The organism is Chryseobacterium sp. R2ACT005, assembly GCF_049949215.1.
Taxonomy (GTDB): domain Bacteria; phylum Bacteroidota; class Bacteroidia; order Flavobacteriales; family Weeksellaceae; genus Chryseobacterium.
Window position 1 is genome coordinate 4748344 of the sequence record NZ_CP188192.1, and the last position, 21864, is coordinate 4770207.

20 protein-coding genes and 5 tRNA genes are annotated in these 21864 nt (G+C 36.2%); 19 read left to right on the plus strand and 6 right to left on the minus strand.

What is annotated here, in order from left to right; all coding sequences use genetic code 11:
• The first annotated feature begins 509 nt into the window (after positions 1-509).
• Positions 510-3209: a hypothetical protein gene (locus ACPF63_RS21825; RefSeq protein WP_219071971.1), complete on the plus strand. Its 2700-nt coding sequence runs from the start codon at positions 510-512 to the stop codon at positions 3207-3209.
• 57 nt (positions 3210-3266) lie between these two features.
• On the opposite strand, the gene ACPF63_RS21830 is transcribed toward ACPF63_RS21825, so the two are convergent.
• On the minus strand, positions 3267-3764 hold the full coding sequence (locus tag ACPF63_RS21830) for a DinB family protein (protein WP_426481301.1): 498 nt from the start codon (positions 3762-3764) through the stop codon (positions 3267-3269).
• A gap of 182 nt (positions 3765-3946) precedes the next feature.
• Between ACPF63_RS21830 and ACPF63_RS21835 the strand changes: the two genes are divergently transcribed.
• The 8 genes from ACPF63_RS21835 (at position 3947) to ACPF63_RS21870 (ending at position 14171) form a co-directional block, all read left to right on the plus strand.
• A complete protein-coding gene (locus ACPF63_RS21835) occupies positions 3947-4846 on the plus strand; it encodes a GLPGLI family protein (protein WP_047380020.1) in 900 nt (299 codons plus the stop codon).
• A gap of 181 nt (positions 4847-5027) precedes the next feature.
• Positions 5028-5234, plus strand: coding sequence for a FeoA family protein (locus tag ACPF63_RS21840; protein WP_051934272.1), 207 nt, complete (start codon positions 5028-5030; stop codon positions 5232-5234).
• Positions 5234-7267 carry a ferrous iron transport protein B gene (feoB, locus tag ACPF63_RS21845; RefSeq protein WP_426481302.1) on the plus strand — a complete coding sequence of 678 codons (2034 nt, stop codon included), beginning with the start codon at positions 5234-5236 and terminating at the stop codon, positions 7265-7267. The genes ACPF63_RS21840 and feoB overlap by 1 nt, the downstream gene beginning before the upstream one ends.
• A 218-nt stretch (positions 7268-7485) precedes the next feature.
• Positions 7486-8502 carry a DUF4421 family protein gene (locus ACPF63_RS21850; RefSeq protein WP_426481303.1) on the plus strand — a complete coding sequence of 339 codons (1017 nt, stop codon included), beginning with the start codon at positions 7486-7488 and terminating at the stop codon, positions 8500-8502.
• 68 nt (positions 8503-8570) lie between these two features.
• Positions 8571-9953 (plus strand): phosphoglucosamine mutase, encoded by a 1383-nt coding sequence (gene glmM, locus ACPF63_RS21855; protein ID WP_180564849.1) that lies wholly within the window; start codon positions 8571-8573, stop codon positions 9951-9953.
• Between the two features lie 49 nt (positions 9954-10002).
• On the plus strand, positions 10003-10584 hold the full coding sequence (locus ACPF63_RS21860; protein WP_426481304.1) for a Crp/Fnr family transcriptional regulator: 582 nt from the start codon (positions 10003-10005) through the stop codon (positions 10582-10584).
• 1028 nt (positions 10585-11612) lie between these two features.
• Positions 11613-12581 (plus strand): quinone oxidoreductase family protein, encoded by a 969-nt coding sequence (locus tag ACPF63_RS21865; RefSeq protein ID WP_426481305.1) that lies wholly within the window; start codon positions 11613-11615, stop codon positions 12579-12581.
• A gap of 207 nt (positions 12582-12788) precedes the next feature.
• On the plus strand, positions 12789-14171 hold the full coding sequence (locus tag ACPF63_RS21870) for a tetratricopeptide repeat protein (protein ID WP_426481306.1): 1383 nt from the start codon (positions 12789-12791) through the stop codon (positions 14169-14171).
• 46 nt (positions 14172-14217) lie between these two features.
• On the opposite strand, the gene ACPF63_RS21875 is transcribed toward ACPF63_RS21870, so the two are convergent.
• The 4 genes from ACPF63_RS21875 to ACPF63_RS21890 are packed head-to-tail and all read right to left on the minus strand — an operon-like array spanning position 14218 to position 17088.
• On the minus strand, positions 14218-15084 hold the full coding sequence (locus tag ACPF63_RS21875) for a hypothetical protein (protein ID WP_426481307.1): 867 nt from the start codon (positions 15082-15084) through the stop codon (positions 14218-14220).
• Between the two features lie 47 nt (positions 15085-15131).
• Positions 15132-16010, minus strand: coding sequence for a DMT family transporter (locus tag ACPF63_RS21880; protein ID WP_426481308.1), 879 nt, complete (start codon positions 16008-16010; stop codon positions 15132-15134).
• The gene (gene aat / locus ACPF63_RS21885) at positions 15997-16650 is read right to left on the minus strand and encodes a leucyl/phenylalanyl-tRNA--protein transferase (RefSeq protein ID WP_426481309.1); all 654 of its coding nucleotides are present in this window, start codon (positions 16648-16650) and stop codon (positions 15997-15999) included. Before aat ends, ACPF63_RS21880 begins: the two co-directional genes overlap by 14 nt.
• Positions 16651-16710: 60 nt before the next feature.
• Positions 16711-17088 (minus strand): DUF3127 domain-containing protein, encoded by a 378-nt coding sequence (locus ACPF63_RS21890; RefSeq protein WP_047380715.1) that lies wholly within the window; start codon positions 17086-17088, stop codon positions 16711-16713.
• A gap of 179 nt (positions 17089-17267) precedes the next feature.
• On the opposite strand from ACPF63_RS21890, the gene ACPF63_RS21895 reads away from it, so the two are divergent.
• The 7 genes from ACPF63_RS21895 (at position 17268) to ACPF63_RS21925 (ending at position 18502) form a co-directional block, all read left to right on the plus strand.
• A tRNA-Leu gene (locus ACPF63_RS21895) sits at positions 17268-17349 on the plus strand.
• A gap of 4 nt (positions 17350-17353) precedes the next feature.
• Positions 17354-17429, plus strand: a tRNA-Gly gene (locus tag ACPF63_RS21900).
• Between the two features lie 6 nt (positions 17430-17435).
• Positions 17436-17519, plus strand: a tRNA-Leu gene (locus tag ACPF63_RS21905).
• 120 nt (positions 17520-17639) lie between these two features.
• Positions 17640-17721 (plus strand) — tRNA-Leu (locus tag ACPF63_RS21910).
• A 75-nt stretch (positions 17722-17796) separates the two neighbouring features.
• Positions 17797-17880: transfer RNA gene (locus ACPF63_RS21915), tRNA-Leu, on the plus strand.
• 137 nt (positions 17881-18017) lie between these two features.
• A complete protein-coding gene (locus ACPF63_RS21920) occupies positions 18018-18179 on the plus strand; it encodes a hypothetical protein (protein ID WP_426481310.1) in 162 nt (53 codons plus the stop codon).
• Positions 18180-18274: 95 nt separating this feature from the next.
• Positions 18275-18502 (plus strand): hypothetical protein, encoded by a 228-nt coding sequence (locus ACPF63_RS21925; RefSeq protein ID WP_426481311.1) that lies wholly within the window; start codon positions 18275-18277, stop codon positions 18500-18502.
• 73 nt (positions 18503-18575) lie between these two features.
• Here the strand turns inward: ACPF63_RS21925 and ACPF63_RS21930 are convergent, their stop codons facing one another.
• Complete coding sequence (locus tag ACPF63_RS21930; protein ID WP_426481312.1) at positions 18576-19196, minus strand: helix-turn-helix domain-containing protein; 621 nt, start codon at positions 19194-19196, stop codon at positions 18576-18578.
• 328 nt (positions 19197-19524) lie between these two features.
• On the opposite strand from ACPF63_RS21930, the gene ACPF63_RS21935 reads away from it, so the two are divergent.
• The 3 genes from ACPF63_RS21935 to ACPF63_RS21945 are packed head-to-tail and all read left to right on the plus strand — an operon-like array spanning position 19525 to position 21850.
• The gene (locus ACPF63_RS21935; RefSeq protein ID WP_426481313.1) at positions 19525-19893 is read left to right on the plus strand and encodes a hypothetical protein; all 369 of its coding nucleotides are present in this window, start codon (positions 19525-19527) and stop codon (positions 19891-19893) included.
• Between the two features lie 41 nt (positions 19894-19934).
• Positions 19935-21350: a PLP-dependent aminotransferase family protein gene (locus ACPF63_RS21940; protein WP_426481314.1), complete on the plus strand. Its 1416-nt coding sequence runs from the start codon at positions 19935-19937 to the stop codon at positions 21348-21350.
• Between the two features lie 14 nt (positions 21351-21364).
• Positions 21365-21850, plus strand: coding sequence for a GNAT family N-acetyltransferase (locus ACPF63_RS21945; protein WP_426481315.1), 486 nt, complete (start codon positions 21365-21367; stop codon positions 21848-21850).
• Positions 21851-21864 lie beyond the last annotated feature (14 nt).

The following is a 21864-nucleotide window of genomic DNA, read 5'->3' on the forward strand; positions in this document are numbered from 1 at the left end:
ATTTTTTTTTTAATCTATGATTCAAATCAGATTTTACTATTTGGAATAGTTAAAAATACTATTTTTTTTATTAATTGATCAGATCCCTCTTTTTGTTGTAAAAAAAGAATTAAAATGATGCTATATTGTATCAATGATCTAAAATAAGCCAGATTTTGGAGATAGTTTTATTATTGATTAATATGAAATATATATTCAATAGATTCTTTTTTTTAACAAATCATAAAATTGTAAATTTTAAAACAAATATTATGAGGTAAATTAAAATAGAGTTTTGATATAGTTTATCTATAATGTTTCTGTTAAAACATAAAAAAAGCGAAAATTGTTTTGTTAATTATTGTTAATAATTTAAAAGAAATTACAATTAGTTTTTTGAGACTTGTAAAAAACAAAATTATAACTATGTTTGTAGTGATAAAGGATTTAACTTTTAATAACAAAAGTCATCTTTATAAAAAAGTGTAACAAAAAACTACAATGATTAACTAATTGAGCAAATAATAGGTATGAAAAAAAATATTTCTTTATTTCTGATGCTTTTCTTTACGGTGCTCACTTTTGCACAGAAGACAGTTACAGGAAAGATTACTGATGATGATGGGGTGGCAATACCAAGTGCCAGTGTGACTATAGAAGAACCAGGTAAAGATGCAATTCTGGCTTACGGAATTACCAACTCTAAAGGAGAATATAAAGTAACTTTCACATCCGCAGAACCCAATGTGGATCTTAAAGTGAAAGCGTTCAATCAGAAACCCCTTACTAAGCAAATCAGCAACAGCGATCAGACTCTGAGTTTTAAAATGCAGTCTGAAGCTACGGAAATAAAGGAAGTACAGCTGAAAACAAAAATGATTACCGCAAGAGGAGATACCATTTCTTACGATCTTAAAGCTTTCAACAGCAAGAATGACAGAACCCTGGCAGATGTAATGAAAAAAATCCCGGGAATTGAAGTCAATAATGACGGAACAATTCTTTATCAGGGAAATGCCATTAATAAATTCTATGTCAATGGAAAAGATCTTATGGAAGGTGGTTATGGTACCATCAACAATTCACTTCCGAAAGATGCAGTACAGAAAGTGGAAGTTCTGGAGAACCACCAGCCGGTAAAAATACTTCAGGACAAAGTGCCTTCAGATCAGGCAGCCATCAACATCAAACTGAAAAACTCCGTAACCATGACTGGTAGAGGGGAAGTAGGAACAGGATTCGGAGATCCATGGCTTTGGAATGTAAAACTGACCCCTATGTTCTTTGGACAGAAAAGCCAATGGGTAGTCAATTATAAAACCAATAATATGGGTGAGCAGGTGGAAAACGAAGGGAATATTCTGGCGTTTGGAAATAGATTTGAAGGAAAAAGAATCAATGCTTCACAAAATGACTGGTTGAACGTAGAAAATGCAGATACCCCTAATCTTCCAGTGAAAAGATATCTGATGAATAATGTTCATTATTTATCAGCCAATTATCTTACCAATATTGATAAGAAAAAGGAGTGGGAACTTAAAGCCAACGCAAACTATACCAACAATGCTGTAGAAAGAGAATCCTATAGTCAAAAGGATTATTTTGGAGGAACTTCCAATAGTATAAAAATCCTGAATAATTTTTATACAGATAAAGCAAAAGGAGAATTAATATTTACAAAGAATGCAAAAAAAGGATTTTTTAAAAATACCACAAGTTTCTCTCAATATTGGAATGCAGACAGGGGAATTGTTGACAGAACAGATCTGAAAAGTGGAATACTGAGAAATGCTAATGAGGGTGTTGAATCTCCTACAACATCATTCCAGAACTCACTAAGTACAATTATTCCTTGGAAAGAAAAAATGGTAAATCTTTTATCCTATGTAAGCTACCAAACGGACAGACAGACTTTGCAAGTTTCTCCATCATCTTATTTGGATATCCCTGGATTTGAACCGGTAGCTAATACAGAATTTGCAACACAGAGTTTAAGACTTAAGACTTTTGAAGCTAATCACTCTGCCAATATTGGTTTTTCTGCTAAAGGATGGACATTTACTCCTGAAGTTGGATTTAATTTTAAAAGCACAGGTATGATGTCAGATTTGTCAAACGTGAAAGCAATTCCATCTACCAATCCTGATAAAGATCCCAAACCAGAGGCATATAGCAATGATTTAAATTACACCATAGCTACACCATACGGAAGTTTAGGGATAAATTATAAAAATGAATCATGGATGATCTATGCCAATCTTCCGGTAAACTCAAACAATATTAAAGCGGAAGATCCATTAAGACTCGTTTCAAAATCGGTAAATAAAGTAACGTTTGAACCTAATATTTTTGCACAATATTCTTTTGCTTCATTTTGGAAAGCATCCGTAAATGCTAATATTAATAATAATTTTGGAGAAATAAATACAGCATATTCAGGATTCTTAATGACGTCACCTGAGGGAATTAGAGCAATGGATGTTAAAAACCCAATTCCTCAGAATAACAATAAATCTGCAGGAACAAGAATAGAATATAGAAACCCATTGAATAATCTGTTCTTCAATGTTAATTACAGATATTCTGATGCAAAGAGAAACTTAATTTCAAATCCGGAGATCAATGGAGCCGGATATACCATAATGAAATATAAAGAGCAGGACAATCATGTATTGAGTAATGGATATAGTGTAGAAGTTGGAAAATATTTTCCAAAATTTAAAACAAACGCATCTCTTAGTTATAGCAACAATACGACAGAATCTGATGCATTTTTGAATGATAAATCCTATACTAATAAAAATAATGGCCAGTCATTTGGTATTAAATTCAATAATACCTATTTCAGTTGGATGAGCGTTGATTATAATGCAAGTCTTACCAGAACAAAACAAACAAGTGTTGGAGAATTAAACTCAAATGCTACCAGAACAGGATTTACCCATAACCTAGGGGTTTTCTTCTATCCTATGGAAAGTCATACTGTGGGATTCAATTGGGATCAGGTAAATACAAATGCGGCAGGTCAAAAATATCATAATGGATTCTACGATGTATCATATCAGTTCACTTGGACTAAAAAGAAAATTGATTTTGAATTGAAATGGATGAATATCGCGAATAAAAAAGTTTTCGAAACCTATGATATTAATACCACAAATATTACATATACAAGATATCAACTCCGCCCTAGCCAAGTCATGTTTACTGTAAAATTCAACTTTAAATAAAATAAAAACCAATCCATCAGGATTGGTTTTTTGTTGAGATATACTGATGTATTAAAATTAAAAACTTTGCTGGTCTGCTGAAGGCCCATAGCTTCCTGGCAAAGGAATGTTGTTCAGTCTGTAATATACTCCCAATTGTGCTCTGTGATGCGTAATCTGATTTAATGCATGCCGGATCGCTCCGTATTTACTCCAGCTTGCCAGTTCATGGCCGTCATTTTTAATCGTCCAGCTGGGGTTCAGATCGTCCTCCGTACTATTTTCCAATGCCGCTTTACCTGCCTGATAATCTTCTTCCAGTTTTTTCATAAGATCATCTTTTGTAGAAAGAATTGTCGGTTTGTAATCGCCTTTACCAAAATCCAGTTCAGAAGTTTTCAAAATAGTGTTCGGCCATTCAAAAACTTCTACGAGATGGGTGGCAAGAGGCATCATTTTCATGCTTTTTTCATGGGGAGCGAAGTTATTTTTTCCTTCGGGAAACAATTCAATAAACTTTTTTGTGGTTTGGAATTCTCCTTCCAGTTCGGATTTTAATTGAGATAACGTGTCCATAATATTTTGTTTTTTAGAAACTTAAAGGTAAGCGTTTTAAAAATGAAACTGTTTTAAGAGAATCATAATTTTTTAATCACCACGTAATCCGGAGGAGATAAATCTTTTCCTAAAAAATAAAATTTCAAAAAAACTGTAACAAAAGAAGACATGTGATTACTAATTATATAAAACTTGTTATAATGAAAAAGTTATTCTCTATATTTCTTATTGCTCTTTTTGCGTTTGCAGGAGCTCAGGAATCAAAGGAAACTGCAAACCGTTTCTTTTATGAACTGACTTTTAAACCGAAGAAAGATTCGGCAAAACTTGATAAGATCATTACCATCCTTGATATTACTCCAAAGAAATCAATCTATCAGGATTATACAATGCCTGCTCAGGATTCTATCATTAAAATTCAGATAGAAGAAATGGAGAAAACCAAGTCTTTCAAGGATATGACCAAACTGATAAAATGGCCTAAATTCTCCTATAAAATTATCAAAAGCTATCCGGACATGAAGGTTCAGTATGTAGACAGAATCAGCAGAAACCTATTTTCATACGATGACGAGCCGAAACTGCAGTGGAGTATTTTACCTGATAAAGAAAAGGTGGGTGCATACAATGCTCAGAAAGCAACTACAGAATTCGGAGGAAGAAAATGGACGGCATGGTTCAGTTCAGATATCCCTTTTCAGGATGGACCTTATAAATTTAAAGGACTTCCAGGCCTGATTGTAAAAATTGAAGACGCTGATAAAAACTATTCCTGGCAGTTGAGCGGAAATAAAAAGATCGAAAATTATGATGAATTGTCATATGCAGATAAGATCAATGCTAAGATGGGAATGATGAGCAATACAATAACACCTACATCCAAAGATAAATTCCTGAAATCCTACGAAGGATATAAAGCTGATCCGTTTGCAGAATCAAGACCTTATATGACGGCAGAGAATATGAGCAGACCTATGCCGGGAACAGATGGAACAGTAGGAGATTTCATGAAGAGATTGGAAAAACAGGTAAAGGATTTCTTCGGATCCAATGATAACCCAATAGAAAAAGAACAAGCTTCTGACAAGAAGAAAAAATAAGACTTCATATCAACTAAATTATATTTTGAATCAACCCAGATACAGCAATGTGTTTGGGTTGATTTCTTTTATCCCTAAACGTTATTTAGATTAAATTTAAATAACGTATATTTGCAGGACTAAAAATTAGGCTTTGAAAGAGAAAGGATTACATAAATTAAGTGGATTCCCTAAAAACAAAATGGGGAAGATATTGGGGTATGATAATGACCATCTGAAAATGCCCAATAAAATCATTGAAATGGGGCTTCTTCCGGAAACCACTTTCAGAATTTTGTATCAGGCTCCGTTCAACGGGCCAATGTATGTGGAGTTTGGAGCAGAAAAAAGCCGGATTGCTCTTCGTGAGGAAGAAGGAGATTACATCATTGTTGAAGAATTGAATTAATGCAGGAAAACAAGAAAAAACAGATACTTTTAGTCGGAAATCCTAATGTAGGAAAGTCAACGGTTTTCAATACGCTTTGCAACAAAAAGCAGAAGACCGGAAACTATGCCGGCGTTACCGTTGCTAGCCATTCGGGGAACTATACTTATAAAAATGAAGAAGTGGAAGTAATTGATCTTCCAGGTTCTTACAGCGTATACCCGAGTTCAGAAGATGAAGCTATTTTTTCCAAATACCTTATTGACGAGCAGAAAAACTACGCAGGAGTTGTTTATATTCTTGAAGCATTAAGTTTAAAAAGAGGACTGCTTCTGTTTCAGCAGATTCAGGACCTTGGGATTCCAATGATTCTGATTGTCAATCAGATTGATCAGGCAGAAAGAAGAGGAATCACTATTGATATTCAAAAATTTTCCGAAGCATTAGGCATTAAAATTATCCAGACCAATGCCAAAGAGCAGATCGGGATTGAGGAAGTAAGAGAAGCTGTTTACAACAATGAGTTTGTAAAAACAGATCAGGTTTCTTTTGAAACACCAAACGAACATAGAGATTTTATTCAGAAACTGGCAGCACATAAAGGTTTCGATAATGAATACAAAGCCTGGATGAGCCTTTCACTTGGGACAGACCTTGGCAGAATAAGCTCTGTAATGGAACAACTGAATGAAGCCGATTCTAAAAGCCTGGTTCCAAAAAGGTTGCAGGTTCAGGAAACCGTTAGAAGATATCAGAACGTAGACAAAATACTGGCTGATGTAATTTCTAAAAAAGCCCAATTCAAAGAATTATTAACTGAAAGACTGGATAAAGTTTTAGTACATAAATTCTGGGGTTATGTCGTCTTTTTAGTGATCTTACTGATTATTTTCCAAAGCGTTTTTTTCCTTGCAGAATTTCCTATGAACTGGATCGAAGAGTCCTTCTCTTGGCTGGCAGCATTTACAAACGAACATCTTCCTGAAGGACCAATTAATTCGCTGATTTCAAACGGAATCGTTCCGGGAATCGGAGGAATTGTCGTTTTTGCACCACAGATTGGAATTTTGCTGTATTTTCTTTATCTGTTGGAAGACTCAGGATATATGGCAAGAGTTGTATTTCTGATGGACAGATTACTTCGTCCTTTCGGACTTAACGGAAAAAGTATTGTTCCGCTTGTATCGGGAACGGCCTGCGCTATTCCTGCGGTAATATCTACCAGAAACATTGAAAATGTAAAAGAAAGATTGCTGACGATATTGGTAACACCATTTATGACATGTTCTGCAAGACTTCCGGTGTACAGTATTATTATCGGTCTGATCATCTCAGAAGGATCATTTTTAGGAATAAAATATAAAGCGCTGGTTCTGATGGGGATGTATCTACTAGGTTTCTTGGTCGCTTTATTGTCAGCAGCAATCCTAAAAAGATTTATTAAAAGTAAAGGAAAAACATACCTGGTAATGGACCTTCCGGCCTATAAAAAACCACTTTTTGGCTACGACTTTAAAATGGTTTTAGGGAAAGTATGGGACTTCGTTACAGGAGCAGGAAAAATCATTTTTATTGTAAGCGTCATCATCTGGTTCCTGAGCTATTTCGGACCAAGCCAGAAAACAGATGAATTGGTAGCAACAGACGTTCATCTTGACCATTCTTACCTTGCCAAAATGGGTAAAGGAATAGAGCCTGTTATTGCTCCACTGGGCTACGACTGGAAAATGGGAGTTGGAATTCTTACCAGTTTTGTGGCGAGAGAAGTGTTCGTAGGGACAATGTCTACCCTTTACAGTTTGGAAGATGATGCTCCGGAAGTAAAAGTGATTGATAAAATGAGAAGAGATGTAAAACCCAACGGAGAAAAAGTCTTCAGCTTTGCAACCGGAATCTCAGTTCTTCTTTTCTATGCATTTGCAATGCAGTGTGTTTCTACACTTGCAGTAGTCTACAGAGAAACCAAAAGCTGGAAATGGACCGGCTTTCAGGTAGTCATGATGACAGGTTTGGCATATTTTGTGTCGATGATAGTATATCAGATTTTAAAGTAATGGACTCATCATTAATTTTTCAATACATACTTATCTTGTTAATTGTAGCATTTGCCTGTTACTCTCTATTTAAAGTACTTAAAAAGAATTTTGCCCCTAAGAAATTCAGCTCCAAAAGAACCAACTGTGATAAAGATTGTGGCTGTTCTTAATACTGGGTTCATCGGATAATTGAAAAAAATGTAGTAATTTCATTTTTCTAACGTAAATTATTCGGTTTGAATTTTTTAAAGACAGGATTACTTGTACTATTTTCTTTATCAGTCTTTCAGGTAAAAGCACAGTCGGATACCGCAAATACCAAGTCTTATGCAGACCAGGTAATGATCCGTGTGAATCTTGATACTAATATCGAGAACTATGTTTTTTCAGCAGGAGAAGGCAAGAATGCGTTCGAAATGGACCTGTCAATCAACAATAAAACGAAAACATCATTTTCAGTCGACTATAGAATTATAAGTGCGACCGTATCATTTGCACCCAGATTTTTAGAGGGTAATAATGATGATGAAATGAAAGGAAAGAGCTCTTATACCGATTTGAGTTTCAGATTATTCCCTGGAAGATTTATCCAGAATATTTATTATAAAAATGTAAGCGGGTTCTATGTTGAAAATATGAAAGACCTGTCCCCCGAATGGCAGGAAGGAAGAGATCCATACATTCAGTTTCCGGATTTAAGGGTTCAAACTTTTGGTGGATCTACCTCCTATATTCTCAATAAAAATTTTTCAGCAAGAAGTATCTATACACAGGGAGAATGGCAGTATAAAAGCAGCGGAAGCTGGGTTCCTTTTGTAGACTATGACCTTACTATTTTCAGAAATAAAATTGATGGTATAAAAAGCAAAGAGACCCAATATAATATCGGCGGAAATATAGGATATTTCTATAATTGGGTCATTGGTAAGAATGTTAATATCTCACCTTATCTGGCTATTGGGGTCGGAGGGAAGTTCTCCAGCTACCGCGATTTTCAGAATGGAGGAACCAAAGAAAATGCCCAGTATGCCACCATAAGAATGCAGGGCGGGCTTCACATCGGGTATAATACAGACCGGTTTTTATTCGGAGGTAAAATGAATTTTAAGACCTATGCCTATGATCAGAAAAATAATCAGGCCGTAGAAAATAATAACCTCTATGGACTGTTATATATAGGGTATCGTTTTGCACCACCGAAAGTTGTGAAAAATACCTATGATAAAATCCAAAAAAAGATTCCCGTTTTATAAGTTGAAAGGTCTTTTAAGTATCTTTGCGTTGGAAAATTTAGAAAGAACAAAATAAAAGTAAAAACATCATGTCATTAATAAAATCTATTTCCGGAATTCGCGGAACCATTGGCGGTAAAGTAAATGATAACTTAACACCGCTGGATGTAGTAAAGTTCGCTTCCGCATTCGGAACCTGGCTTCAGAATAATAAAAACAAAAAAGATCTTACCCTTATCATCGGAAGAGATGCCAGAATTTCTGGTCAGATGGTTTCTTCTTTGGTTACTGCTACATTGCAGGGATTGGGGATTAATGTAGTAGATCTTGGCCTTTCTACAACACCAACAGTTGAAATAATGGTTCCTGAGCTGAATGCAGACGGAGGAATCATCCTTACCGCTTCCCACAACCCAAAACAGTGGAATGCCCTTAAATTATTAAACGAAAAAGGAGAATTCATCACTGGAGAAAACGGAGCTGAAGTACTCGCTTTAGCAGAGAGTGAAGACTTCAACTATGCAGAAGTGGATGATCTTGGAAAATATGAAACAAGAGATGATGCTTTTGATATCCATATCCAGCAGATCCTGGATTTACCAATGGTAGATGTAGAAGCAATCAAAGCTAAAAACTTTAAAGTAGCCCTGGATGCCGTAAACTCTACAGGAGGTATTGCCATTCCTATGCTTTTGGATAAACTAGGTTGCGAAACCATCAAATTATACTGTGAGCCTACAGGGCATTTCCCACACAATCCTGAGCCTTTGAAAGAACATTTGGGAGACATCTGTGAATTGATGAAAAGAGAAAATGCAGACGTAGGAGTTGTAGTAGATCCGGATGTAGACAGATTAGCCCTGATTGATGAAAAGGGAGAAATGTTTGGTGAAGAGTATACATTGGTTGCTGTTGCAGATTATCTGTTGAAACACAAAAAAGGAGCAGCTATTTCCAATCTTTCTTCCAGCCGTGCTTTGAGAGATGTAGCGCGTTCGCATGATTCAGAATACTTTGCCAGTGCTGTGGGAGAAGTAAACGTAGTGACTTTGATGAAAGAGAAAAATGCTGTCATCGGAGGAGAAGGAAATGGAGGAATTATCTATCCTGATTTACATTACGGAAGAGACTCTTTAGTAGGAGTTGCACTATTCTTAACGCATTTAGCTAAAGAAAATAAGACTGTTTCTGAACTTAGAGCAGGATATCCAAGCTATTTCATGGGTAAAAAGAAAATAGAACTGACTCCGGAGATTGATGTAGATGCTATTTTAAGCAAAATGGAGCAGGAATATCAGAATGAAGACGTTTCTACTGTAGATGGTGTTAAAATAGATTTTGAAAACAACTGGGTTCATCTTAGAAAATCCAACACAGAGCCGATTATCAGAATTTATACTGAAGCTCATTCTCAGGAAGAAGCTGATCAGTTGGGTGATGATATCATTGCTAAAATTAAGAGTTTAATCTAAAAAAATAGAAAAAGAACGGGCACATTGTCCGTTCTTTTTTATATCAGGCATGTTTGAGCATATCAAAAAAAGGTTTCCCTTCCCTAAAGAAAAATGGAGAAAATTCCTGGGCAGCTTCGAACGTATGGAAGTTCCCGCCAAAACCTTACTTTTAAAAGAAGATGAGGTTTCCTACAATGCCTATTATATTGAAAAAGGGATGGTGAGAGCATGGTATAATAATGACGGAAAAGACGTAACATTCCAGTTTTTTCTTGAAAATACAATGTTTTCTTCCCTTGAAAGCTTCAAAAAAGGCTTACCAAGTATGGTGTCATTTGAGACCATAGAGCCCTGTATTTTATATAAGATCAAAAAACCTGATGTAGAAGCTTTCCTGGAAGAAGTCTATGAAAATCCAGAGCTCAGAAACCTGTTTATGGATGCTCTTTTTGAAAGGGTATTCGATTATATGAAACATTTCTTTTCATTCATTAAAGACACTCCGCAGCAACGATATCTGAATCTGGTTAAGCAAAAACCCGAGATTATCAAAAGAGTTCCCCAGCATTATATAGCCTCCTATTTAGGCATTACAACGGTGCATCTCAGCAGGATTAAAAGCAAAATATTAAAGGAGAGGCTGGAATAGGCTGGAAGATGGAAGCCAGAAGCTTAAAAAGAAACTGCATAAATTAGACTCATCTTAAACGCAACGTTCACAAAGATTAATATGTATTGTTGAATACGATCGCAAAGGCGTTTTACTCAGAAATGATGGTTCTTTACTAAACGAAGTACCCTTGCGAACAAATAATAATAACAATATTATGTTATCCTAGCGTCCTCTGCGTTTCAATCTCTAAATGTCATATATTCTTTTTTAACGCAACGTTCGCAAAGAATAATATGCATTGTTGGAAATGTTCGCAAAGACGTTCCTCTCAGCGAGGTTGATTGTTGTTTGCTGAACGAAATACCCTTGCGAAATAATAATAACAATATTATGTTATCCTAGCGTCCTCTGTGTTTCAATCTCTAAATGTCATATATTCTTTTTTAACGCAACGTTCGCAAGAATAATATGCATTGTTGGAAATGTTCGCAAAGGCGTTCCTCTCAGCGAGGTTGATTGTTATTTGCTGAATGAAGTGCCCTTGCGGACAAATAATAATAACAATATTATGTTATCCTAGCGTCCTCTGTGTTTCAATCTCTAAATGTCATATATTCTTTTTTAACGCAACGTTCGCAAAGAATAGTATGCATTGTTGGAAATGTTCGCAAAGGCGTTCCACTTAGCGAGGTTGATTGTTGTTTGCTGAACGAAGTGCCCTTGCGAAATAATAATAATAACAATATTATGTTATCCTAGCGTCCTCTGTGTTTCAATCTCTAAATGTCATATATTCTTTTTTAACGCAACGTTCGCAAAGAATAATATGCATTGTTGGAAATGTTCGCAAAGGCGTTCCTCTCAGCGAGGTTGATTGTTGTTTGCTGAACGAAGTGCCCTTGCGGACAAATAATAATAACAATATTATGTTTTTCTTGGCGTCCTCTGCGTTTTTAATTCTATTATCAGGGTTATAAACTTCCTTTCCCAAAATCCAAATCTCATAACAAATGTTATCGTTCCACAGCATTCATCCCTCATAATTTTGTATAAAAATTAAAAGAATGAAAGCAGCAGTAGTATTTGAAAAAGGAAGTATCCCTCAATATGCAGATTTCCCGGAGCCTGAAGTACAGGAAAATGAAATTTTGGTTTCAGTAAAAGCAGCCTCCATTAAAAACCTTGATAAAGCCAGAGCGGGAGGGAATCACTATTCAACAGAAAATCAGGAGTATCAGCCAACAATTATTGGAACAGATGGGGCAGGATATCTTGAAAACGGAAATAAAGTCTATTTTTTCAGCAAGAAAGGAACCGTATCCGAAAAAGCCGCAGCAGATAAAAAAATGATCATTCCGATTCCTGAAGAACTGGATTTTTCGTTAGCAGCAGCACTACCCAATGCTGTTATGGGATCAGCGATGGCTTTGAAATTCAAGGCCGGGTTGCAGCTGGGAAATACGGTCCTGATTAATGGAGCAACAGGAATTACAGGCAGAATTGCTGTTCAGATCGCCAAAATATATGGAGCTGGTAGAGTTATCGTTACCGGTAGAAATGAAAAATCTCTGGAGTCTTTACTTGAGTTGGGCGCTGATGAGGTAATTTCACTCAAACTGGACGATCATGATTTTAAACAAAAAATAAAAGAAGTTCATCAGGAAACGCCTATAGATATTATTTTGGATTATATCTGGGGCCATTCCGTAGAAATGATATTGTCCGCCTTTAAGGGAGACGGAACTTTTTCCCATAAAACAAAACTGGTAACAATAGGAGGAATGAGCGGAGATACCGTTCAGCTGTCTTCACAGATTCTCAGAGGAACTGATATTCAGATTTCAGGATCGGGATTGGGCAGCTGGACAAAAGAAGAATCTGCACTTCTGTTTTCAGAAATTATTCCGGAAATGTATCAGGCAGCCGTTAAAGGAAAAATTAAAATGGAAACAGAAGAGGTTGATATTAAAAATATCGAAGCCGTGTGGAATGCTGAGATACAAAGCGGAAAACGCCTGGTCATAAGAATTTAACCCCAATTTCCATTTTTTTATCCACAATCCTTTTATCGGTTTTCTTTTTTTACTATTTTTATAATAGAAATTTATGAAATGGAAAATTCAAAAAAAAGTTGCAACTTTGCATAAATATTTGAATATCAGTTTCAGATGTATTATTAACTAACCGTTTGCCGAGGTTTGTAAGCAAATTCAGACATCAGGCCGACAAAGAGGACACTATTGGAAGAGTATTTTGGAAATGAACTTGTAAAAAAGTTCGAGGAAATGATGGAAAACAATGACGAATTCTACTTTGATACAGAAGAGTTGGAAGACATTATTGTTTATTATTTGGAGCTTGGTGATTTTAATTACGCTGATATGGCGGTTAATTATGGACTGAAGCTTCATCCCAATTCATTGGATATCAAGATCAAAAGGCTTGAGATCCTTTTGGAGTGGGAAGAGTATAATATGGCGAAAGAACTTATCAATGAGCTGAAAGGTGCTTCTATGGAGAACACAGACTTTTTGGTTTGTTATGCCAAATATTATTCGAGCTTAGGAAATCCCAGAAAATCCATTGAAATTTGTAAAAAAGCTTTGACATTAGAGGAAGAAGAAAACTTTCTCCACAACTTTATTGCGGATGAATATGTGAATCTCGGAGATCCTTTTAACGCCCTTAAACATTACAGAAAAGCACTGAAAGAAGATCCAACGGACGAATATTCGCTGGAAAACTGTATGGTGTGCTTCAGTGATCTGAATAAGAGCGAGGAGGCTATAGCCTTTCTTAATGAATATTTAGATGAATTCCCTTATTCTGAAACTGCCTGGTTTGAATACGGACAATTCTATTTCAACAGAAAAAATTATGATGAAGCCATAAGAGGCTACGATTATTTGTTGGCAATCAATTCAAGCTCTGTAGGAGTATATGCTAACAAATCAGCCTGTTATGAAGCTATGGGACAATACCAGAAAGCCATCGATACTTATGAAGAAATGCTGGAGCTGGAATACACAAAAGCATTTACTTTTTATAAAATCGGATTGTGCAATAAGGCATTAAAACAACCTATTTTAGCTTTAAATGCATTCCAGAAATCATTGAGAGAAGACCCTCAGTTTTATCTTGCAATGATGGAACAGTCTTATCTTTACGAAGAAATGGGCGGAATGTCTGAAGCATTGCACTATGCTAAAGAAGCTACCCAGCTGAATGAAAACAATCTTGATTACCAAAAAAGATTAGCGTTTCTTTTCATTGACTCAGGGAAGTTTGAAGAAAGCCTTTCATGTCTTAAAAAGCTGGTGGATGCAGAGCCTACAAGGTTCTACAACTGGTATGCCTATTCAGAAGTTTTAATGTTGGTAGGAGAGTACGAAGATGCGGTAACGGTGTTGAATAGTGCCATAAAAAAACATCACAGAGCTGAGCTGTTTTATCAGTTGAGTAATTGTTTTTTCAACCTGAAAGATCAGGATAAAGGAACAGAATCACTTCAGAAAGCATTAGAGCTTGATCCGTCTTTAGCTAAGGATATGCAGAAAAAATATCCTTTCATTAAAGATGAAGTGAAAAAGGTTAAAGCTACTAAAGTGAAGAAAAAGAACTAGATTAATCTAAAAAATAATAGAAAAACCTGCATTTCTGCAGGTTTTTTTATTGATAGTTATATTCGTAGATGAATTTATCAGGAGCACTTGTGAGAGGGTTTCCATTACTGTCAAGAGACTGTCTGTCTTCTACAGACGGATAACCTGCGGTATTAAATGTAGTGGTATATTTATGAGAAGTCGTTCCGGTTCCGGTTCCTCCACCAGCTGTTGTATTGGTAAACTGCCCCTTATAGGTGCTTAGGCTGTTCTTTATATTTGAAAACAACATGCTTACGCCATCGCTGCTTTCATTTCCATTGAATATGATTTTATCAAAACCCTTTACGTTTTTAAAAGGATAGTTTTTATCCGTGTAAGTGTAGGTCTCTGTTTCTGTGTAATTAACGGTGTTTCCATTTACGATTCCGGTGCCTGAACCTACATTGCTTACCATATTTCCATTGTTGTAGGTAAATACACTGTTGATTGTAGAAGATCCTGCAGCCCCGGAATTTGTTTGTCTTTTTACATTGATTTCTGTATTGCTTGTATAAACATAAGTAAATGTAACCGTGTTCTGTACTGTGCCTGTAGTAGAATATTCTTTAGTAACCGCTGAAGACATACGACCGTTATTATATCCATATTCAACCGTACTTTCAAGAACATTGTTTTCGTAATTTTTGATTCCGGTAACATACTCATCGGTATAAGTGAATTCAATTCTTTGCCCATGATTAATGTTGTTAATCATACTGATGATTTTAGTACCGTTGTAATTGATTTTCATTACAATACCATCCTTGATCATTTTTGTAGGAAGAATTACACTTTGATTGGAGGGATCACTGTTGTCAAAAGGAGTGTCATCGTCAGAAGAACACGAAAGTGTTAATAAGGCTATTGAGCCACAAAGTAGAAGTTTTTTCATAGTTATAAGTTAAATCGATCAAATATAATTTAATTTATAATATGATTTTATCTTTTTTGATTTGTTCTTAAAAATATAAGCCCTCCAATGATGATTCCGGCCCCAATAAATTGTAAATAAGTCAGTTTTTCACCATCTAAAATTCCCCAGATAATAGCCACAATTGGCATTATTAAAGTAACCGTGGAAGCAAAAAGAGGAGAAGAAACTTTCAGCAAACGATAATTCATTGTCATCGCAAGACCCGTTCCGAAGATAGATAAGAGACTCACAAACATAAGGCCCAGGAGATTATCTTTCGAAAAACTGAATTCGGAAAAGAATCCGGTGGAGGTCAGTGCTATAATGGATGGAAATAGTAAGACAAATGAGAATACAAAAGCTGATAAAACAGTGGAAGAAACCTCCATAAGCTTTGATTTGACAGTTGTTGTACTTATGGCGTAACATAAAGTAGCCAATAATAAAAGCAGGATTGGAATCATTTTCAATTCTCCACTGTCACCCCCTCCGAATGCAAGGATGCAAACTCCGGTAAAACTTATTAAAGTCCCTATAATCTGCTTTTTTGTAGTTTCGAATTTCCAGACCAAAGCCCCTACGATAATGACGAAAATAGGCATCATAGAGTTGATGATTCCCGCAATACTGCTGCTCACTTCGGTTTCTGCTATTGGAAACAAAAACATAGGAATAAAATTCCCTGTAAAAGCAGCCAGAATTAACCATTTTAAATGCTTTTTTGGGAAGAGCTTGTAATTGGAAATCGCAATCGGAAGTAAAATAATCCCCGCAATAAGAACCCTTAAAGATCCTACCTGATAAGGATTAAAATGCTCAAGTGATTTTTTGATCAAAATAAAGGAAGATCCCCAGATAATACTTAGGATAACCAGAAGAACCCATTTTTCTTTATCCGCGTTCATTATTTTCGTGTAAGATTTTTAGAAATTCTTTTTTAGGAATCATTTTAGCACCCAGGCTTTCAAGATGCTCTGTATGGGATTGACAATCAATTAATTCAATATTGTTTCTGTTACTCTCTACAAAATGAATAAATCCTGCTTTGGAAGCATTGCTTACTTTAGCAAACATGCTTTCTCCACAAAAAACACTGCCAATCTGCAATCCGTAAAAGCCACCCACAAGCTCTTCATCTTGCCACACTTCAATACTTTTAGCAAGACCATATTCATGAAGCTGGATAAAAGAATGCATCAATTCATCAGAAAGCCATGTCCCGGACTGCCCTTTTCGGGTTGCCTTTTGACAGTTCCTGATTACTTCCCTGAAATTTTTGTTCTCTGAAAAAGTAAAAACGTTTCTGTTTAATATCTTTCTCATTGATTTTGAAACTTTCAATTCTGCCGGGTCAAGTACAAACCTTGGATCCGGACACCACCATAGAATTTCTTCTCCTGGATTGTACCAGGGGAAGATACCAAGTTGATAAGCAAACCAGATACGCTCTACAGACAAGTCGCCTCCAAAAGCAACCACTCCTTCATGACCGTCATACAGCTCAGGGTCAGGAAATGAAATCTCGTTTTCGTCTAATCGAACCATGCTTAGAAAAAAAATCCCACTTCAAAAAGCAGGATTTATATTTGATCTTATTTTCTTTAATTAAAAAGGTAAATCATCATCATCGTCTCCCGCAAACGGATTTTCGTTTGAAACTGGAGTTGCAGATTGCTGAGACATTGCCTGAGTAGGTTCTGAAGCATTTTCAGAAACTTTCTCTACTCTCCACCCTGTAATAGAGTTGAAGTATTTAGTTTCACCTTGGGGAGAAACCCATTCTCTACCTCTGATGTTGATTCCTACCTTTACGTTTTCTCCTTCTTTAAGGTTATCTAATAAACTGATTTTATCAGATAAAAATTCTATGTTTATAGGCTGTGGATACTGTTCTTGAGTTAAAATAACCATTTCTCTTTTTTGAAACCCGCTCGCAAATGTTTGAGCATCAAAAAGTTTCTTTACCGTTCCTTGTAATTCCATATCGTAAATATTAACGATGTAAAAGTAAGAAAATGAAATGTAATAAAAGGTGCCGTGAAAAAAAAATGTAGAAATTTTAATTTTTTTTCTTGAAAAGTTTGGTGGTAAAGGAAATTGCCCTATATTTGCACTCACAAAAACGAAGCAAGCTCTTTAAAACTTACAATATAAAAAAACCAGCGGATGTGGTGTAATTGGTAGCCACGCCAGACTTAGGATCTGGTGCCGTGAGGCGTGGGGGTTCGAGTCCCTTCATCCGCACTATGCGAAAATAGCTCAGCTGGTAGAGCACAACCTTGCCAAGGTTGGGGTCGCGGGTTCGAATCCCGTTTTTCGCTCCACACCATGCCCTGGTGGTGGAACTGGTAGACACGCAGGACTTAAAATCCTGTGTCCGCAAGGACGTACGGGTTCAAGTCCCGTCTGGGGTACAAGACCCTCTGTAATATCTTACGGAGGGTTTTTTGTTTTAATAGAGAGCGTTCTTTAAATAAAAATCTTATATTTGTAAGAAATATAGCTGAAATCTGTAAAAACAGATTGGCAAATCAGCGGATGTGGTGTAATTGGTAGCCACGCCAGACTTAGGATCTGGTGCCGTGAGGCGTGGGGGTTCGAGTCCCTTCATCCGCACTATGCGAAAAGACTCTTCAGAGTCATTCAAAAGGTTGGAACGCTAGTTCGAATCTTTTTTTTTGCCCACACCATGCCCTGGTGGTGGAACTGGTAGACACGCAGGACTTAAAATCCTGTGTCCGCAAGGACGTACGGGTTCAAGTCCCGTCTGGGGTACAAGTCCCTCTGTAATCTGATTACGGAGGGATTTTTTATGTCTGGTAAGATGAAGATCGGTTTCGATTACAAATAATTTTATATAATTAAAAAATTGAGGCTGCTTTTGGTACATTTGTTTCAGAAATAAAACAACCATGAAATTATTGAATACCGTTTTAGCAGTTACGATGATAACTGCTTCTCATCAATTATTCTCACAGACAACCAACGAGAAAAAAGCCCGGGAAATTATTGAAAAAGCCATTCAGGCAGAAGGAGGGATAAAGCTGACAGGAAATATATCATCAATGAATTAGCCTATATAGATCCTAAACTGTACAAAATTGAACTTATTGATGAGAATCCTGATAAGATATATTATAAAATAAAAGCGACCTATGTAACAGGAAAGGTGACTTATCTATATTATGATGTGAAATCATTCTTTCTAAGCAAAGAAGAAACTGTTGAAAATGGAGAAAAGAATACGTTTTCAAAGGTTTTAAAAAGTGATTACAAAAAGTTCGGTGATCTTTGGAATGCCACTCAATCTACTTTTGTTTCTGAAAGTGGAAATCAGGAAGCCAACCTCGTGGAATTGTATTATAATAAGGGTATTGAAGAAAACGATTTTAAATAAAATATGATAGCTCATAAAAATCCCTATACAATCAAATGCATAGGGATTTTTTATTTCCTGTATGATTGACGGGCTATCCTTTATTTTCCAGCCTTTCCAGTCTTTCAAAGATGCTGTCAAAAATATTCTTTTCAGTAGTAGAAACATATCCTACAACCTTATAGTATTCCTTATTTTTTTTGTTTGTTACTTGATTATCAGTTGAATGTTGAAGGTTTCCATTGATGTGAACTAATAGATTATCAATAGAGTCTGTTGTCAGATCTGCTTTATTCAGAAATATAACATCTCCGTATTGATATTGTGGTAATAAATGCTTTTCAGTAGTAAATTCATAGATCAAATCAACGGATGCTAATATTTTTTGCAGTATTGATATATTGAGACTCTTATTTTCCGTTGTTACCTGCGTTTCCTTATCATTCTGATGAGTCAATTCCGGGAAAAGTATGAGCTGATCAGTGCTTGAAATACTTCCCAATTGGTTTGACTGCAGGGTTTCTGTCAGAAATTTATCAAGATTAAGATTAAAATGATTGGCAACTTTCAGTATTGTGTCTATTTTTGGTTCTGCACGTCCTTCCTCATACGAACTTATTACCCCTCTGTTTAAATCAAATAAGTCTGCAAAGGCCTTTTGGCTTAATCCTTTAACCTGTCGTATTTTCTTAATATTACTTCCAAAGAAGCTCATGTTGTCTAAAATTTTTTGCAAATATAGAGAATATGAATAAATGATTGATAAAAATATTTGCAATCCTGTGCAACTCAACGATAAGCAACCATTTGGTATCACAATATTTTAGAGAATGAAATAGAGATTGCATAATTTGTTTTAAGAATACAAACTGCTACAAATGAAGTTCCTTATAATATCAATTTTCTATGCTGTTTGTGGAACTGTTTTTCTTTCGTTATCACAAATTCCTGCGAGTATAAATCTGTACCCAGAATATTGTATAGTTCTGTATCTGTATCCAAACTTAAAGACTCCATAATTTTGTTAAACAAGAAGAGTACTTATGGAAATGATGGTTCAACCTCAGGAGCAGATTCAGTATGCCGAAGCATATATTTCGGACATGCCTGAACTGAAAAAGATTTTCCTGCAAATGAAAGAAGTAAAGAAAGTAGACCCGAATTTCGGACTTCCTTTTATGTTGGCGAAAAAGAAAAATGAGACCGTTGCATTTGCCAGTCTTATTGTGAATGAAAAGGATGAAATATCTTTCAGAATCTATGATAAAAACAGAATAACAGAATCTGAAAAGAGAAATTTCTTTTCCCATGCTGAAAGATATTTTAAAAATAATAGTACCCCTAATTTCAGGGATTCAGAACAATTGAAAAGCAGTATAAGAAGAATGGTCAGCTGGCTGAATCTTGAATAAAGCCATGATAAAATTGTACATTTACTTAAAACCGTAATGCAATGCCAAAAGATGTTCTGTACCTTAAAATAGCCAATTCTGTCACAGAGCAGATTAAAAGTGAAACCCTGCAGTTTGGAGACAGGCTGCCTTCGCTGAGAAGTGCCCAGAAGTTGTATAATGTAAGTCTCAATACCATAAAACAGGCGTATATGGAACTCGAAAGCCGTTCGCTGGTAGAATCACGTCCTAAATATGGATATTATGTAAGCCAGACTTCCCAGCGAAAACTTGCGCTGCCTTCTGTGACACAGATGAAGGTTTCTGAAGGTAAAAATACCCCTCAGGATTTGATTGACAAGGTGTTCGGAAGTATCGGAGGGACAGATGTTACACAATTTGCTCTTGGAATTCCGGGGAAAAGTCTTCTTCCGGTAGCTAAGATGAAAAAATGCATGATTGATGTGATGAAAAGTAAGAGTGACAGCGGAACCAACTACGAACCCGTGCAGGGAAGCGAAGTGCTGCGCCGTGAAATCGCCAAATGGTCAATGGTTATGGAGGGGAAAATCACAGAAGATGATCTGGTGATCACTTCCGGAGCAATGAATGCCGTTTATAATTGCTTAATGGCCGTGACGCAACCGGGAGATTCGGTAGCAGTGGAAAGCCCTGTGTATTTCGGAATTCTGCAGGCCATTCAATTATTGGGACTGAAGGCAGTTGAAATTCCTACGCATCCTATTACAGGAGTGGATATGGATGCTCTAAAGAAAGAGCTTCCAAAGCTGTCTGCATGTTGTTTTGTGGTAAATTATAATAATCCACTAGGATTTCAGATGCCGGATGAAAACAAAAAAGAATTGGTTAAAATGCTTACCGAACACAATGTTCCTTTGGTAGAAGATGATGTCTACGGAAACATCTATTTCGGAGCAGGAAGGCCAAAGCCTTGTAAGTTTTATGATGAAGCAGGAATTGTGATGTGGGTAGGCTCGGTTTCCAAAACATTGGCTCCGGGATTTAGAGTAGGATGGGTAGCACCTGGAAAATTTAAAGAGAAAATTATTCGCCAAAAACTGGTTCAGACGGTGAGCGGACCTTCTTTGTTTTCAGATGTGATTGCAGATTTTCTTGCCCACGGACGCTATGATCATCATCTTAGAATGTTCAGAAAAAAATTATACGCCAACTACCTTCAGATCCAGAAATCGGTGATTGAATATTTTCCGGATAATACCAAAATCTCAGAACCCAAAGGCGGTTTTATGCTCTGGCTGGAACTGGATAAGAGAATATGCACAGAAGATCTTTATGATTTGGCGGTCAGCCAGAAAGTAAACTTTGCCCCGGGAAGGATGTTTTCACAATATAATCAGTATCAGAACTGTATGCGCCTGAATTATGCATTAGAATGGACAGACAGAGTGGAAAGTGATCTGGAAAAGCTCGGAAAAATGATAAAAAATAGAATTTAATAAACCTTATAGTGATGAATGATATCAAGAATGAAGTAAAAATTATAGCATATGAACCTCAGTATAAAGAAGCCTTCAAAGCTTTGAATGAAGAATGGATCAAAACATTTTTTGTAATGGAAGCGGGAGATTATAAACTGCTGGATCATCCGGAAGAAGAGATTTTAAATAAAGGAGGACATATAGCCTTTGCTTTGCTGGATGGAGAAGTTGTAGGAACCTGCGCATTGGTAAAAATGGAAGATCATCCTCTTACTTTTGAGCTGTCAAAGATGGCAGTAAGTCCTAAAGCTCAGGGAAAAAAATTAGGCTATCTGCTGGGAAATGCTCTAGTGGAAAAAGCAAAAAAATTAAAGGCAGAAAAAGTTTTTCTAGTCACCAACTCTATCCTTGTTCCGGCTATTAAGTTGTACGAAAAGCTGGGCTTTATCCATACCCCTATCGGTCATGCTGAGTACGACCGTGCAGATGTCAGAATGGAGTTGATCTTCACTGCATAAACAAAAAAATATTA